Here is a 15,500-nt window from a genome sequence, read left to right on the forward strand (position 1 = left end):
CATGGCGCGGCTCAACGAACTCATTCATCAGCCGGTGCGGCTGCGCATTATGGCGGCGCTCAATACGCTGGAAGCCGATGAGCGCGTAGATTTCGGCACCCTGCGTGATTTGCTGGGCGTCACCGATGGAAATTTGGCAACTCATCTCCGCAAGTTGGAAGACGCGGGCTACGTGCAGGTAGAAAAAACTTTTGTGGGGCGCCGCCCGCGCACTTATATCGGCATAACCCCGGCCGGCAAACTGGCGTTTGAGGAGCACGTTCAGGCTTTGCAGGAGATTTTGAAAACGTGACTTCTCGAGTGGATTGTTCTCTTCAGTCGAACAAAAAATCCTGCACCCTCATCGGTGCAGGATTTTTTGAATGGCTGGAATTCAGCAGGGGGTTAGGGAATATCGTAGGAGTCGAGGATGTTGTTGAAGAGGTCGAGGTACATATCGTAAGTGTCGTCGGTTGCAACCATTGAGAGCAGCAGGAAACTCGTGCCGCGGGTCTCGAAGAAGGTGGTGCCCGTGGTGCCTTGCGCTTTGGAATGCCAGGTCAGACGTTCGCTGCCGTCGGGTTGCACCTGGTCGTCGGTGATTTTCAGGTCCTTGGCATACACCTCGCGCAGGATGTTGAGGGTGATCTTCCCGGCCTCAGTCTTGGAATAGGTGGTGCCGTCGTCGTACACAATGCTTTCAATGTAGGCTTTGTTGTCGGGCGACTGGAACTCTTCCAGCACGATGTCTTTATCCTGCTGGTAGAGGTAATACCATGCCATCGGCACCTGCATGGTGAAAAGGTTATTGGGCGCAGTGTATGTCCAATAGTCGTTGTAGAGAGGCTGAGCGGTGATGCTGTCGGTATCGTAGCGCAAGTCCTTCGTCAGGGCCTTGAAGTAGGCAGCAGCCGTTTTTGCCTTCGCTTTGGGCTGAAGGAGGTCGATAATGATGACCACGGGCCCATCCTGGTAATAACCTGCGGTCGATACGCAGGTTTGGCCGTTGCAGGTGTATTCCTTGATGACTTTGGCCGCGCCATCGATGTTGGTGCGATCCAAAAGGCGATAGCCGTCTTTGTCTTCGTAGGCTTGCTCGTATGCATCGACCAGCCGTTTGAAGGAGGCGGCGTCGAGGGTGGTGCCTGTGTTGATCGCAACGATGACCAAGTCAGAGACTTTGTCATCCCTGGCAGGGACAAAGTCGGTGAAAGCATCCCCTTCGTTGTCGACACGCCAACCCTTAGGAGGGTGGAGTTGGAAGAGGCCGTTAGGATGGACGTAGAGGGTATTGGAGAGGGGGATAGTATTTGGTTTGGTGGCTGTGGGCTTGGGCCGAGGGGTGGGGGGAGAGGTAGGGGGCAGAGGGGTAGGCGTTGCCGGCGGCTGGGTGGGTACAGGCGTTGCTGTGGGGGGCACCGGCGTGGGCGTGGGTTGGGTGCCAAAAGAGAACGAGCAGGCCAGTGAAACCAGAGCGAGTACCAATCCAGCGAGTAGGTAGCGCTTGTAGTGCATAAAACTCCTCCTACTTGTCTTGTGGGGAAAGCAAAGACGGGACAGGTTGGCTTGTTGCCAGGTGTCACATGGTAATATCGGCCCCCGTTCCTGGTTGAGGATGTGTCTCCGGCTGGGCCTTTTGCTTTGGTAAGGAGAAGCGGCTTTGCCGGTGGACCAGTGAAAAACCCGGCGCATTTGAGTAATGTCAATCTTATTATACAGGCTTTTGTGTCCCCATGCGGTGATGAGCCAGGGAAGCCTCCCCTCTCAGCGGAACCCGGCGAGAGGGGAGGCGTGCCAAAATCAAGAGCATTCGCTGTGCCCGCAGACATAGCAGCGGGCGCAGCCTTCCGTGTAAACAACCGCTGCCGCACCGCATTCAGGGCAGATGTCGCCCACCTGGGTGATGTCCAGTTTTTCGTCTTCCGTGGGATGTTGGGGGGCGGCGGCGAAGGCTTCCACCTTGGGGGCAGCATGTTCTGCTTCGTCATTCAGCGGGAGCAGCGAGGGCAGGTTGAGCGAGAACGTGTGCCGTTCTTCTTCCTCCGGTGTGTCTTCTGCAGAGGGGGCGGCTTCCAGATAGCGTTTGAGCGCCTGGGCAATGCCGTCGGGCAGCGAGCGAACGCGGTTGGGGCCGAAGCCTGCCGAGCGCCCGCCGCCGATACCACTCAACTGCCGCCACACTTCGCGCAGGCGTTCCCGCGGCTCGACGGTAGAAGTCAGCCGCAAAATGTAGGAAATCAGCCGCCCAATGGCCTCGGAAATGGCTGCGGTTTCCGAGCCTGCCTTGGCGGTGTTGATGAAGACCTCGAAGGGCTGGTTGCCGCCGTTTTCGTTGATGGTCACAAAGGCTCGCCCCACCGGCGTTTCGATGCGGTAGGTGCGTCCCCGCAGCACCGAGGGGCGCGGTTTCTTGGGCTCGTTCCACAGGCGGGGTTGCGCGGGCTGGTCTTCCCCGCCCGGCATTCCCAGCGGCACATCTTTGCCTTTGGCTTTCGCGGTGGCTTTGGTTTCCAGCACCACCTTCTCGCGGGAGCCGGTGACGTACACCGTCAGGCCCTTGATGCCCAGTTTCCAGGCCAGTTTGTAGGCTTTGGCGACGTCGTCGGGGGTGGCGTGGGCGGGGAAATTGACCGTGTTGTGGTTTCCCAGACCATTGGCAACAAAGGCATGAGAGCCGGGAACGGTCAGGTCAAAAACCTCGGCAAAGCCCGTCTCAATTTTTTCCACAGGAACGTAGAGATTGTGCGGGTTGTCGTGGGCAAAGAAAGCCTCGGCCAGGGGGTGGCTTGCGCCCTGGCTGCGCAGGGTTTCGTAAACGCGGCGGGCATCGGCGCGGGTGAGGCGATGGCCGGCGCGCAGGTTGACGCGCACCCGCTGGTAGGTGCGCGCTTCCTCCGCTTGCTCCACGGCAAAGCCGCGGCGCAGGGAAGCCCCCGCCGCCTGCATTGCCCGCAGCGCCTCGGTGACCCTTTCGGGGAGCAGGCGGCTGTAGTTGCGCCGTTGGTGCAGGCGGCCAATGTTGCGGCGGGCAATCCGCTCGTTTTTCCACGTTTCTACGAAGCCAATAGCGGCTGCCAAGTGCTCTAACTCGTTCCCCTGGACGGTGAGGTTCCAGGCGCGTTCGGCTGTCTGGCGCACCGTCGCTACGACGTCCATATTGAGCAGCAGCACTTGCAATTGCTGGATGAGGCGTTGACTGGCCAGGGTGATGCCGAAAGTGCGGCCGTTTTCGGTCATGTAGGCGTCCAGGAATAATCCTTTGAGGAAAGCGGCGACCTCTTCCTCGGCGGCTTGCAAAATGCAGGTGGGAATGATTTTGTGTGCCGCCCCTGGTTGTAGCCCCAAGTCGTTGACCAGCCAGTGGCGCAGAGGGCGGGAGTGAAGGAGAAGATAATGGACACCGTTGCGGTGGTCGGTGGCGATGTGCCCGGAAAGCCCAAAGAGGCGTTGTGCAATGGCCTGGAGGTGCTCCAGCAGGCGGCGATCGCGGTTGGTGATGTTGAGGGTGTTGGGCATGATAGCGCCTTCGGATGTGACGGCGCCCAAGAAGAAGGCCAAATCGGTGCTCATGTGTTGAGGGAAGGTGAGCCGCGTGCTGCTGGTGCGGAATGTGCCGCTGAAAGGCGGCAGAGGCGCACCTGCAGGCCCAAATTGCCGTTGCCCGACGTAGACTACCGCCAAATCACCTGGCCGAATTTCGTCGAGGCGGCGGAAGGTAATTTCTCCGCTGTCGTCCAAAACCTGGATACGGTGATTGGGCGTGCCCTCGACGGTAAGGCCATAACGTAGGGTGATCCGACGGGTTTCTTTCATCCCGCCGTAGTAGAAGGCCGTTGCCGTTTCAGTGTGTTGTGGGCTGATAATGGGTTCCGATAAGGGGGCAAACTGGTCAGGAAGCCGCAAGTTGTCGAACTCGGCGATGGGTTTGAGGCCGTGAGCGGTGAGCACGAGGGTGTCGCCCGTGACGCACTTCGAGATACTGTTATCTACGAATACTTGCAGGGCGGCCTGGGTGTAAACGTGTTCCTCGGCGGTGATGTCGGAAGCCACCACGAAGGTGTGTTTGATGTGCTCTGGCACTTCGGGGATGTGCTGGCAGGTGCCCTGTTCCAGCACTTGCTCGATGATGTGGTTGCGGGTTTCTTCGTCCAGCCCGGCGTCTTCCAGGGCTTTCATGAAAAGCGGGCTGGTGTAGGTGAGTTGCAGATCCTGGCCGTTGTCGTTGACATGGCGGATGTAGGCGAGGGCGAACACCGGTTCGCAGCCGTAGCCTTCCACGCCCGAGACGGTGGAAACCGTGCCCGTGGGAGCGATGGTGGTCTGCGCCGCGTTGCGGATGCCGTGCTGGCGGATGCCTTCTACGATGGCGTCCCAATCTAAGGGCGGGCGCCCCCAATCGGTTTTGGGGCCGCCGCCGAGCCAGTCGGGCCATTGGGGCGGCTGCCATTTCAGGTTTTCGGGGTCGTAAATGCTCCCCTTGATGGCCGGGAAGGGGCCGCGTTCTTTGGCCAGTTCGATGCTGGTGCGCATGGCATGGTAGCGCACGAATTCCATCACCTGGGCGGCGAATTCCTGGCCTTCCGGCGAGCCGTAGCGCACGCCGTTGACGTACATCAGGTCGGCCAGGCCCATGATGCCCAGGCCAATGCGGCGGGCGCGGTGGGCGGCTTCTTTCAATTGGGGCACCGCCGGCACGTAGGCGTTGGCTTCCACCACGTCGTCAAGGAAGCGCACGGCGCGCTCGGTGGTTTCCTGCAATTTGGCCCAATCGACCTTGCCGTCTTCGGTGACGTGCTGGGCGAGGTTGATGGAGCCCAGGCAGCAGTTTTCGTAAGGGCCAAGCCATTGTTCGCCGCAGGGATTGGTGGCTTCCAGCGGGTAGAGATGGGGCACCGGGTTGGAGCGGTTGGCAGCATCGAGGAAAAGGACGCCCGGCTCGCCGTTGTGGTGGGCTTGTTTGACGATTTTCTCGAACAGGTCGCGGGCGCGCACCTTGCGGTAGGTTTTGATGGGAATGCCCGCGGCTTCGGCCTGGTCGATGGTGCCGTCGAACTCGCTGTAACGCGGGTCGAGCACGTCGGGGAAGCGTAGTTCCCATTCTTCGTCGTTTTCCACCGCGCGCATGAAGGCGTCGGTGATGCCCACGGAAATGTTGAAATTAGTGATGGCGTTTTCGTCGGTTTTGCAGGTGATGAAATCTTCGATGTCGGGGTGGTCGATGCGCAGCACGGCCATATTTGCCCCCCGGCGGCTGCCGCCTTGCGCGATTTCCCCAAAGGCCTGGTCGTAAACCCGCAGGAAGCCCACCGGCCCGGTGGCCTGCCCGGCCGAAGATTTGACCAACGCGCCCTTGGGGCGCAGGCGGGAGAAGGAAAAGCCGTTCCCCCCGCCGGTTTGCTGGATGAGCGCCGCATTCCGCAGGCTCATGAAGATGCCGGAATCCTTCCGCCCCATGTCGTCGGAAATCGGCAGCACGAAGCAGGCAGCCAGTTGGCCTAAAGGCGTGCCTGCGCCCGTCCAGGTCGGCGAGTTGGGAATGTAGCGGAGGGCGATGAGCAGGCGATAGAAATCTTTGGCGCGGTTCAAAATGGCCTTGTCGGAAGCCCCCCAGGTCGCTTCGGCTTTGGCGACGTGGTAGGCCACCCGCCAGAAGGTTTCCTCGGGGGTTTCCACGGGGTTGCCGTCAGGGCCTTTGCGGACGTAGCGGCGCACGAAGACCTGATAGGCGTTTTCGGTCAGGTTGACTTTGGGAAGCCCTTTGGGGAGCGGTGGGGTGGGCAGCAGGCCCTTGGATGGGGGAAGTGAACTGGCCATGGGCATCCTCCTGAACGGAATTTCGGGCGGGGGGAAGGCGCAAGAAGCCCCCCCCGCAGCGGCAGAGCCGCTCGGTTGATCGCGTTTGTGGGTTGGCAGCGGCGAAAGTGGGGAAGCCGGAGGTTGATGAACGCCCCTCTGCCGTGGCTTCCCTGCCGTGGTCAGCCGCCTTCTAACAGGCGGTCGATTTCACTGCGGATGGCTCGCAAGTCGTCCAGCCCTAAATAGACGATGGCATAGCGGATATAGGCAATCTGGTCGAGTTGTTTGAGCCCTTCGATGACCATATCGCCCACCACGCGCGAAGACACTTCGGCCTTGCCCAGCCCCTGGAGTTTCGATTCCACTTCGCCGACCAGGCGCTCGATGCTTTCGGCGGGCACGGGGCGTTTGGCGCAGGCAATGCGAATGCCGCGAATCAGTTTTTCGCGGTTGAATTCCTCCCGGGTGCCGTCTTGTTTCACGATGAGCGGGGTCGCCAGCAGGGGGCGCTCGTAAGTGCTGAAGCGGCGCCCGCATGCCAGGCACTGCCGCCGACGGCGGATGCCGCCCTGGCGGTCGTGGATAGTGTCGACGACCCGACTTTGCTCATGACCACAAAAAGGACACCGCATTTCATCACCATATATTGGGCTTGCGCGGGTTGCTGCCCCCGTATCTTGGGGCTGACATTTTAGCACAACTTGCAGGGGGGCACAAGGGTTTTCGGGCAGGCCGGGAAAATTTTAAGGTTTCCCCCGAAATAGGGCGGGGCGGCGGGAAGGCCGCCCCGAGAGGTGGCGTCGGTGCAAGGGGTCACTTCCCCAACCGGGCGCGCTCTTCTTCCACGATGCTTTCGTCGAGGCGCTTGAAAAGGGGCCTGGGCTTGGCGAAGGGGCGGCCAGGTTCGAGGCGCTCGGCTTCCCACTTGCCGCTGGCGTCGGCGGGGTCGTAGCGCAGGGCGGTGTGCTCGCCGAGGTCGTCGGTGAGGGTTTCCACCTTCTGCTGGCCGAAAAGCGGCTTCGTATAGCCGAGGGCGGCGTGGAGTTGCTCGCTGGTGTGCGGCAGGAAGGGCGCAAAGAGCACCTTGAGCGCGTTGACCACCTGCAGCGCGGTGTACATGGTGGTCGCGGCGGCTTGTTTGTCGGTCTTGATTTCCAGCCACGGCGAGGTGCGTTCCAGGTATTTGTTGGCTTCCGAGGCGGCCTGCATGGCTTCGCTCAGCGCGGCGCGCAATTGCACCTTCTCGATGCGCTCGCCCACCTTCTGGAACGCGGCTTCCACCACGGCCAGGATTTCTCTATCCACCGGGCGGAGTTCGCCGGGCTGCGGCACGCGGCCTTCCCAATGCTTGTGGGTGAACGAGAGCACCCGGTGCACCAGGTTGCCCCACGTGGCGACCAGTTCGCCGTTGTTGCGGTGCAGGAAGTCTTCCCAATCCCACATGGTGTCGCGGCTTTCGGGCATGTTCACGGTGAGGTAATAGCGCAGCGGGTCGGGGTCGTAGCGGCTGAGGAAATCCAGCCCCCAGACAGCCCAGTTGCGGCTGCCCGAAATCTTGCGGTTTTCCAGGTTCATGAATTCGTTGGCCGGCACATCGTAGGGCAGCACCAGTTCTTTGCCCTGGCCCGCTTCTTCGCCGAGGAAGATGCGGGCGAACGCGTCGCCCGAGCCGATGAGTTGGCCGGGCCAGATGACCGCGTGGAAGGGGATGTTGTCTTTGCCGATGAAGTAGTAGGATTTGGTTTCGGGGTTGAACCACCAGTTTTGCCACGCGTCGGGCTGGCCGGTGATCATGCTCCATTCCACCGGCGCGGAGAGGTAGCCGATGACGGCCTCGAACCACACGTAGAGGCTCTTGTGCTCCCAGCCTTCCAGCGGCACGGGAATGCCCCACGCGAGGTCGCGGGTGATGGGGCGGCCATGCAGCCCCTCGGCGAGGATCTGCCCTAACGACTGCCGCACCACATTGGGGCGCCAGTAGTCCTTGCGCTTTTCCAGGAAGGCGACAATGGCATCTTGCAGTTTGCCCAGGTCAAGGTAAAAGTGCTCGGTTTCCCGCAGTTCGGGGGTCGAGCCGTCGATTTTGGAGCGCGGGTTGATGAGTTTGGTGGCATCGAGCAGGTTGCCGCACTGGTCGCACTGGTCGCCGCGGGCGTTTTCGTAGCCGCAAATGTAGCACGTGCCTTCCACGTAGCGGTCGGGCAGAAAGCGCCCTAAAGTGGGCGAATACCACTGCTTGCTTTTCTCGGTGTAGAGATAGCCGTTTTCCTTGAGCGCCAGAAAGATGCTCTGGGAAACCTTGAAGTGGTTGGCGGTGTGGGTGGTGGTGAAAAGGTCGTAGGCCAGCCCGGCCTTCTGGAAGAGTTCCAGGAAGCGGGCGTGGTAGCGCTTGTAGACCTCTTCGGGGGTGGTGCCTTCTTCGTCCGCGCGCACGGTGATGGGCGTGCCGTGCGCGTCGGAGCCGGAAACCATGAGCACATGGTTCCCCTTCAGGCGGTGGTAGCGGGTGAAGATGTCGGCGGGCAGGTAAGCGCCGGTCAGGTTGCCCACATGGATGTCGGCGTTGGCGTAAGGCCAGGCGACGCCAACTAAGATGTATTCGCTCATAATGGCCTCCGAGGGTAGTCAGATGGTCAGGGAGTCAGGTAGTCGGGTGGTCAGGGAGTCAGGGAGTCAGGTAGTTGGGGGAAAACGGAACAGGCCGGCGCGGAGGCCGACCTGTGGGGAAGCCGTCGGGGGGATGCGCGACCGCCCAGGCCCAGCGGTCACGCCGGCCTGTGAGGGCGCATCATCATGATGCCGAGGGAAGAACAGACCATCGGGTTCATGGCGATGCAATTTTACCACGATGTTGGGGTGAGGAGATGCTATAATGGGCCATCTTTTGCGCGCGGGAGGCGTTCCTGGCTGGGGGAAGGGAAGCCGCCGCGTGCGCTTGGGCTGCTTTTCCAGAGGAAGGCCGCTGGCCGGGGGGCTTTGGAAAATCGGCTTTCCTTTGGAGGTTGCCATGACTGTTCGGAAAATCGTGTTGCCCCTGATTTTGCTCTTGCTCGCTGCCTGCGCTCCCGCGCGCCCTACCCCTGCGCCGCCCGTGCCTTCTTCAATGCCTGCGCCGACCATGGCCGCGGCAACGGCCATGCCCACCCAGGCGCCCGCACCCACCGCGACGGCGGTGGCAACGGTGGTGCAGGTTTCGCCCACGGTGTCGGCTGTGGCAACGGCCACCCCCAATCCTTTGCCGCAAACCCAAACGCTGCAAAACGCCGAAATCGGCTATCGCATGACCTACGCCCCGCAGATGTTCACCCCCGAGATGCCGGGCATTCTGCCCCACGAGGTCAGCGGCCTGCGCCTGACGGCCCCTTTGGGTGAGACGCTGGAAAGCGCCTACCTGCTGGTCACGCTGGAACCCACCACCAACTGGCATCAGTGCCTGGATACCCCGCCCCAGGCCGAAGTCGGCACGCTGGAAAGCACCCCTTTGGGCGACCGGCGCGTCAACGGTGAAGGGTATCGCGGCTACGACGTCGTGCTGCCCGTTTTCGTGGATAGCACCTTTTTCGACCGCCAGTTCCGGGCCTATCACATGCAGACCAGCCGCTGCGTGACGGTGCACCTGCTCTTGCACGCCGAGCGCCCTGCCGACCAGGTCAGCGACCAGGACAAGCAGGCGGCCTGGGCGCGCCTGATGCAGGTCTTTGCCAGCATGACCTGGACGGAGTGAGGGGGCAAGCCAATGTTGTAGAAGCGATGCTTCGCCCTCACCCTGCTTTGGCTCGCTGCGCTCGCCGTTTCTCCCCTCTCCCACCGGGAGAGGGGAGAAAGCCGCACCCCTGAGCGAAGTCGAAGGGGGCGGCTTGAGGGGTGAGGGCGTTTCTGCAAGCGGCGGGCATTGCTGCAGTTTTTGCGTGCTTCCGGAGTGAGGCTTACGGCTTGGCGACGCGCTCGCGGATCATCGCCCAGAGGGCTTCGTTGAGGGGGGCAGGCGTGCCGACTTCCCGGCCGCGGCGGGCCACCGCGCCGCAGATGGCGTCGATTTCGGTGGGCGCGCCGCGGCGCAGGTCCTGGAGCATGGAAGAGAGGTTGGGGGCGGTGCGGCGGGCGATGTCTTCCACCGCGGCGGCGGCATCGTCGTAGGGCAGGGTAATGCCCTGCGCGGCGGCGACAGCGGCGACTTCCTGCGCCGCGCGCCGCATGAACAGCCGCGCCGCGGGGTCTTCCAGCAGGCCGCCGTTGGGCACGCCCAGCAGCGCGGTCAGGGGGTTGAGGCCCGCGTTGATGGCGAGTTTTCCCCAGATCACGCCGCGCACGTCGGCGCGGGTTTCCACCTCAAAGCCCCCCGCGGCCAGCGCCTGCTGCAAGGGGGCCAGGCGGGGGTGTTCGCCCAGGGTCACGATGGGGTTGCCGCTGACGCGCACGACCCCCGGCGCTACCACGGTCGCGCCCACGATGGTTACGCCTGCCGCCACGCGCTCGTGCCCCAGCGCCTCGGCCAGCACTTCGTCGTTGCCGAGGCCGTTTTGCAGGGTCAGCGCCAGGCCGTCGGCGGCAAGGGTTTGCTGCAACCAGCGGGCCACGCGGGGCGTCTGCCACGATTTGACGAGCACGATGGCATAGCGGGCGGGCGCGGCTTCTTCAGGGGAAGCCGCCACCGCGACCGGATGGGCTTCTTCGCGGCCGTCCGGCCACCGGATGCGCGCCCCGCGTGCGGCCAATGCTTCCAGGGCTTCCGGCCAGGTGCCCAGCACGGTGACGGGGTAGCCCGCGGCGCTCAGCCGTGCGGCAAACAGGGTGCCCAGCGCGCCGGTGCCGTAAATATGGATGGAAGGCTTTGAGATCGTCATGGCTTTCCAGAAAAGGAAAACCGCAGATTTCACAGATTAGCGCAGATTTGTTCTGCGAAATCTGCGGAATCTGCGGTTAATTCTCCGCCAACATCTTCTCCAGCATTTCCCATTCTTCTTCTTTCATTTCCACCGTGTGCTCGGCAGCGGGGAAGCGGCGGGCGAGGACGTCGTCGTTGTAGGCGCGCAGGGCTTCGGCAATCACGGCGTGCAGGTGGGCGTATTGCTTCACGAAACGCGGCGTGAAGCGATCAAACAGGCCGAGGACGTCGTGGAAGACCAGCACCTGCCCGTCGCAGCCCACGCCCGCGCCGATGCCGATGGTGGGCACTTCCAGCTTGCGGGAAATCAACTCGGCCAGCCGCCCGGGGACGGATTCCAGCACGATGGAGAACACCCCGGCTTCTTGCAGCGCGAGGGCGTCTTCCACCAGGCGTTTGGCCGCGGCCGCGGTTTTGCCCTGCGCCCGAAAGCCGCCCAACTGGTGCACGCTTTGGGGCGTCAGGCCAATGTGCCCCATCACCGGAATGCCCGCGCTCACGATGGCGCGGATGGCATCCAGCCGCTCGCGCCCGCCTTCCAGTTTCACCGCGTCCGTCCCGGCTTCCTGCAGGAAACGCCCGGCGTTGCGCACGGCATCTTCCACCGAGGCCTGGTAGGACATAAAAGGCATGTCGCCCACCAGCAGGGCATATTTTGCGCCGCGGGCCACCGCTTTGCAGTGGTGCAGCATATCGTCCATCGTGACGGGCAGGGTGGTGTCGTAGCCGAGCACCACCATGCCTAACGAGTCGCCCACGAGGATGACATCGGTGCCAGCGTTGTCCACGGCCAGCGCCGAGGGGTAGTCGTAGGCGGTGAGCATGGTGATGGGCTCGCCGCGGCGCTTCTTGGCGCGCAGCGTGCGCACGGTGACTTTTTTGCGCGCGGCAGGTTGTTGTGAGGTCGTGGGGGAAGTGGTGGACATGGTTCCCTCCTTCTTGGGGTAGGGGCCAGCAAGAGGTTGTGGCCGCAATGGGGAATGCGCCGTACCGGCCCGGCCTGCGGGTTCAGTCGGCTTTTGTATTATCGCCGATTTTGTGGGGAGTGTCAAATTTCGCCGGGGGCGCGCAGCGGGGGGAAGGTGAGGGGGCCCAGGCGTGCTGACGCTCCATTGTGTCAATGAGTTGTCCATCTCTTGCGGCCTGCCCGGGCGGGAAGGCTTCCCGCTTACCGGCTATGCCTTCCCCAACACCATCGCCAGCAGCGCCATGCGCACATAGAGGCCGTATTCCATCTGGCGGAAGTAGGCGGCCCGCGGGTCGGCGTCCACGTCCATGCTGATTTCCCCGACGCGCGGGAAGGGGTGCATCAGGATCATCCGGCTTTTGGCCTGCGTCATGGTTTCGGGGGTGATGATGTACGCGCCCTTGACCTGCTCGTAGGCGGCGGGGTCTTCAAAGCGCTCTTTCTGCACGCGGGTGACATAGAGGACGTCGGTTTGTGGCAAGACGTCTTCCAGGGTGCTGTATTCCGCCTGGGGGATGCCCTTTTCTTCCAGTTCGGCCAGGATTTCGGGCGGCATCCGCAGGATTTCCGGCGAAACGTAGTTCAGGCGCACATCGTAGAGGGAAAGCAGGCGGGCAAGGGAATGCACCGTGCGGCCGTATTTCAGGTCGCCCAGCATGGTGATGGTCAGGCCGTCCACCTGGCCGAGTTCTTCGACGATGGTGAAGAGGTCGAGGAGCGCCTGGGTGGGGTGCTCGCCCGTGCCGTCGCCCGCGTTGATGATGGGCTTGCGGGCGTATTGGGCGGCCAGCGCGGCAGCACCTTTCTGGGGGTGGCGCAGCACCACCACGTCGGCGTAGGATTCCAGCGTGCGGACGGTGTCGGGCAGCGATTCGCCTTTGGCAACGGAGGAGTAGCGCACTTCGTTGATGGGAATCACGCTGCCGCCGAGACGTTCCATGGCCGAGGTGAACGACGACGAGGTGCGGGTGGAGGGTTCGTAGAAGAGGTTGGCGAGGATTTTGCCCTTCAGCAGGTCAAAAGAGCCGACGCGCAGCACCATTTCGCGCATTTCGTGGGCGACTTCGAAGATGTAGGTCAGGTCGTCGCGGGAAAATTGCTTCACGGAGATGATGTGTTTGCCGTAGAACGGGGCGTCGCGGCGGTCGCCGAACGGCAGGTGGCGGCTGGTGGGGCGTTGGGGGGGCAGGAAAGCGGACATGGGGAAACCTCCTTCAGCGGGTGGGAGCGGGCAGGGCGCCCGGCGGGCTGGTGGGAGGGCATCGCCCCGCGCGGCACGGCCGCGCGCCGGGGTGCCGCTTGCGCGCAGCGACCCCGCCGGCGCGGCGGCGGTGCAGGGGGTGTGGTGTTTGGGCAACTTTCTGGGGGATGCCCTGCCATTTATACCACAAAGAGGGCCAGGGCGGGAATTTTTGGCGCGCAAATTCGGCTGCGCCGCGGGGGAAAGCAAAAACCGGCGAGCGTCGCGCCCGCCGGTTTCGGGGTGGGGAGGTTTGGGGGTCAGTCGTTGTAGCGCGCCCGCGCTTTTTCGACCACGGCGACCACTTCGGGCAGGTCGATGCCCAGTTCCTTCAGTTTTTCCACGGTGGGGATGCCGTGCTTATCCCACCCGCGGCGCGCGTAGGCCGCATCCATCAGTTTTTCGTACTCGGCGTAGCGGTGCTTCCGCAGCGCGGCTACCTTTTCCTCGGTGCTCATCTTGTCCACGTCGTGGCCGAGTTCCCGCAGTTGGCTGTCGTAGCGTTCCTGGCGGGATTCGTATTCCTCGACGGTGACCGGCCCCATGGCGCGGTAGGGCACGTAGTCGTATTCCCGCGTGCCGTAGCCTAAGCGCACGGCAAACACCCGCTGGAAGTTGTAGACCTTCTCGGATTCAAAGATCAGGTCGTCGGGTGTGACCTTCTTGCCCAAAATACCCTCGTACAGCCAGGTGTAGTTTTCCAGGTGTTCGGGCACTTTGTGCGGCTCGTCGGTTTTGTCGTTCTCGGCGGGGATGATGTCGTTCCAGGGCAGTTTGCACAGGCCGTGCAGGCTGAACCACGTCCGCCACATGGGGAACCAGTGGAGCGCCTCGGCTTTGTCTTCGAAGGTGGGCAGTTGCTTGTTGACCTGATCCATGAAGATCAGCCAGGCTTCGTCGTGCTGGCCGCCTTTGAGGGTGAGGCCGTAGCCGCCCTGTTGGGCGATGGATTCCTTGGTGACGTACTCGGAAATTTCCATGCCCTTGTTGTGCATGGCGATGTCGTTGAGGAACTGGCGGTCGGCGCCGTATTGGTCGGCGAAGTAGTCCACCAGGTAGCGGGTGCCTTTGCCCACCAGCAGGCCGAAGCCCTCGCCGCGGGCCATCTGGTGCAGAATTTCCAGCACGGCTTCGGTGTTGCCCCAGGTCAGGTCAAGCCCGCCGGTGCGCTCGGCGTTGAGGATGCCGTTTTCCCAGCATTCCATGCAGAAGGCCACGGTGTTGGCGAAGGAAATCGTGTCGATGCCGTAGGTGTCGCAGTAGAAGTTGATCTCCAGCACGGCAAGGGGGTCGAAGGTGCCGATGTTGGCGCCGAAACCGGCGGCGTTTTCGTATTCGGGGCCGTCGACCAGCACGGCTTTGCCCTTGAAGGGGCCGGTTTTCAGGTGGAAATGGTCCACGCCGTGGGAGCACGAGAGCTGGCACCCCGCCCAGCAGCCGTCGGGCATGCCCTGGCTGAAGAGGTTCTTCCAGACGGTGGAATCGATTTTGTGGGCGTCGGGGTGGGAGCCGAATTTGTAGTTGTGCACCGGCAGCAGGTCGAAGTGGTCCATGATTTCGACCAGATAGGGCGTGCCGATTTTGCGCATCTGGTTTTGCTTGTCGTCCAGTTCCCAGATTTCGGTATTGATGCGCTTGCCGGCTTTCTTGACCAGCGACATGTCGGCGGGGTTGTTGGAATCGGGGCGCAGGTTGCTGAAGCGCACCACGATGCCCTTGATTTTCTTGTCTCGGAAAACGGTGCCCGAACCGCCGCGCGCGGCCTGTTTGACGCGCATTTCCTTCCGGCGGACGTCGTACCAACTGAAATTCAGCGCGCCGTAGTCGATGTGTTCGGACGCTGGACCGGCGGTGATGGTGGAAATCGCCAGTTTACCTTTCTTGCTGTCGCCTTTGTACATTTCGGCGAGTTGTTCTTTGAGGTTGTAGGTGTCCAGGGCTTCCAGTGGGGCTGATTCAATCGTGACCTTGCCGTGGTCGCCATCGATGAAGATGATGACATCTTCCTTGGCCTTACCTTGGATTTCCAGCACGTCAAAGCCGGAGAACTTCATGTAAGGCCCGAAATAGCCGCCGACGTTGCTGTCGACGACCTGCTTGGTCAGTGGCGAGATGAACACCACAGTGGATTTGCCCGACCCGGGGTAGGCCGTATTGCCGGAAATCGGCCCGCTGGCGATGAGCAGTTCGTTTTCCGGGTCGTCCCACTTGGTGTCGTCGTTGACCGCGTTCCATAGCAGCCAGAGGGCAAAGCCTTTACCGCCGGTGAAGCGCTCTTTCATCTCCTGCGTGACGGGCTTTTCCTTGATGGTGTAGTCATCCAGGTTGATATAGAGCGTGCGGTTGGCGTAGCCGCGTTCCACCGGGCGAAGTTCGTAGGTGTATTCGGCGAGCACTTTGTGGGCAGCCTGTAGTTCTTCAACAGATGCCGGATTTGTGGCCATAGAAGCCTCCTCAAGGAATCAAGGGTGGAAGTTCGGGGCGCTTTCATTATACCGCATTGCGTTGCTGGGAAAGCGTAACTGGGCGGCTTTCCAAGGCAGGCCACGGATGGGAAAATGACGCCAGGCAGGCCAGGAATTAACGCAAAGGCGCGAAGGGAGCAGAGAGCGCAAAGCGCTTTTCTGTGGTTT

Annotated in this window: 10 protein-coding genes; 2 read left to right on the plus strand and 8 right to left on the minus strand. The window is 62.3% G+C overall.

Going from position 1 to position 15,500, the window contains the following annotated elements; all coding sequences use genetic code 11:
• The first annotated feature begins 1 nt into the window (after window position 1).
• Window positions 2–292 carry a transcriptional regulator gene (locus ENJ54_07230; GenBank protein ID HFC09621.1) on the plus strand — a complete coding sequence of 97 codons (291 nt, stop codon included), beginning with the start codon at window positions 2–4 and terminating at the stop codon, window positions 290–292.
• A gap of 92 nt (window positions 293–384) precedes the next feature.
• Here ENJ54_07230 and ENJ54_07235 read toward each other — a convergent pair whose 3' ends face one another.
• The 4 genes from ENJ54_07235 to ENJ54_07250 form a co-directional block, all read right to left on the minus strand.
• Window positions 385–1,494 carry a hypothetical protein gene (locus tag ENJ54_07235; protein HFC09622.1) on the minus strand — a complete coding sequence of 370 codons (1,110 nt, stop codon included), beginning with the start codon at window positions 1,492–1,494 and terminating at the stop codon, window positions 385–387.
• Between the two features lie 285 nt (window positions 1,495–1,779).
• Entirely contained in the window at window positions 1,780–5,799 is a 4,020-nt protein-coding gene (locus ENJ54_07240; protein ID HFC09623.1) for an adenosylcobalamin-dependent ribonucleoside-diphosphate reductase, read from the minus strand.
• Window positions 5,800–5,954: 155 nt separating this feature from the next.
• Window positions 5,955–6,407 carry a transcriptional repressor NrdR gene (nrdR, locus tag ENJ54_07245; protein HFC09624.1) on the minus strand — a complete coding sequence of 151 codons (453 nt, stop codon included), beginning with the start codon at window positions 6,405–6,407 and terminating at the stop codon, window positions 5,955–5,957.
• A gap of 181 nt (window positions 6,408–6,588) precedes the next feature.
• A complete protein-coding gene (locus ENJ54_07250) occupies window positions 6,589–8,382 on the minus strand; it encodes a methionine--tRNA ligase (GenBank protein HFC09625.1) in 1,794 nt (597 codons plus the stop codon).
• Window positions 8,383–8,782: 400 nt separating this feature from the next.
• Between ENJ54_07250 and ENJ54_07255 the strand changes: the two genes are divergently transcribed.
• Entirely contained in the window at window positions 8,783–9,499 is a 717-nt protein-coding gene (locus ENJ54_07255; GenBank protein HFC09626.1) for a hypothetical protein, read from the plus strand.
• A 202-nt stretch (window positions 9,500–9,701) separates the two neighbouring features.
• Here ENJ54_07255 and ENJ54_07260 read toward each other — a convergent pair whose 3' ends face one another.
• The 4 genes from ENJ54_07260 to ENJ54_07275 all read right to left on the minus strand — a co-directional run bounded on the left by ENJ54_07260 (window position 9,702) and on the right by ENJ54_07275 (window position 15,311).
• Entirely contained in the window at window positions 9,702–10,619 is a 918-nt protein-coding gene (locus tag ENJ54_07260; protein ID HFC09627.1) for a 2-dehydropantoate 2-reductase, read from the minus strand.
• A 76-nt stretch (window positions 10,620–10,695) separates the two neighbouring features.
• Complete coding sequence (gene panB / locus ENJ54_07265; GenBank protein HFC09628.1) at window positions 10,696–11,586, minus strand: 3-methyl-2-oxobutanoate hydroxymethyltransferase; 891 nt, start codon at window positions 11,584–11,586, stop codon at window positions 10,696–10,698.
• A gap of 249 nt (window positions 11,587–11,835) precedes the next feature.
• Complete coding sequence (gene pyrB / locus ENJ54_07270) at window positions 11,836–12,828, minus strand: aspartate carbamoyltransferase (protein HFC09629.1); 993 nt, start codon at window positions 12,826–12,828, stop codon at window positions 11,836–11,838.
• 299 nt (window positions 12,829–13,127) lie between these two features.
• Window positions 13,128–15,311, minus strand: a complete 2,184-nt coding sequence (locus ENJ54_07275; GenBank protein HFC09630.1) for an aldehyde:ferredoxin oxidoreductase — start codon at window positions 15,309–15,311, stop codon at window positions 13,128–13,130.
• Window positions 15,312–15,500 lie beyond the last annotated feature (189 nt).

The sequence above is a fragment of the Chloroflexota bacterium genome, from assembly GCA_011322445.1.
GTDB lineage: Bacteria > Chloroflexota > Anaerolineae > Anaerolineales > DRMV01 > DRMV01.

Coding starts and splice junctions, on each gene's coding strand:
- ENJ54_07250 (HFC09625.1), bottom strand. CDS start 8,382: ATGAGCGAATACATCTTAGTTGGCGTCGCCTGGCCTTACGCCAACGCC.
- ENJ54_07235 (HFC09622.1), bottom strand. CDS start 1,494: ATGCACTACAAGCGCTACCTACTCGCTGGATTGGTACTCGCTCTGGTT.
- ENJ54_07255 (HFC09626.1), top strand. CDS start 8,783: ATGACTGTTCGGAAAATCGTGTTGCCCCTGATTTTGCTCTTGCTCGCT.
- ENJ54_07260 (HFC09627.1), bottom strand. CDS start 10,619: ATGACGATCTCAAAGCCTTCCATCCATATTTACGGCACCGGCGCGCTG.
- ENJ54_07240 (HFC09623.1), bottom strand. CDS start 5,799: ATGCCCATGGCCAGTTCACTTCCCCCATCCAAGGGCCTGCTGCCCACC.
- nrdR (HFC09624.1), bottom strand. CDS start 6,407: ATGCGGTGTCCTTTTTGTGGTCATGAGCAAAGTCGGGTCGTCGACACT.
- pyrB (HFC09629.1), bottom strand. CDS start 12,828: ATGTCCGCTTTCCTGCCCCCCCAACGCCCCACCAGCCGCCACCTGCCG.
- ENJ54_07230 (HFC09621.1), top strand. CDS start 2: ATGGCGCGGCTCAACGAACTCATTCATCAGCCGGTGCGGCTGCGCATT.
- panB (HFC09628.1), bottom strand. CDS start 11,586: ATGTCCACCACTTCCCCCACGACCTCACAACAACCTGCCGCGCGCAAA.
- ENJ54_07275 (HFC09630.1), bottom strand. CDS start 15,311: ATGGCCACAAATCCGGCATCTGTTGAAGAACTACAGGCTGCCCACAAA.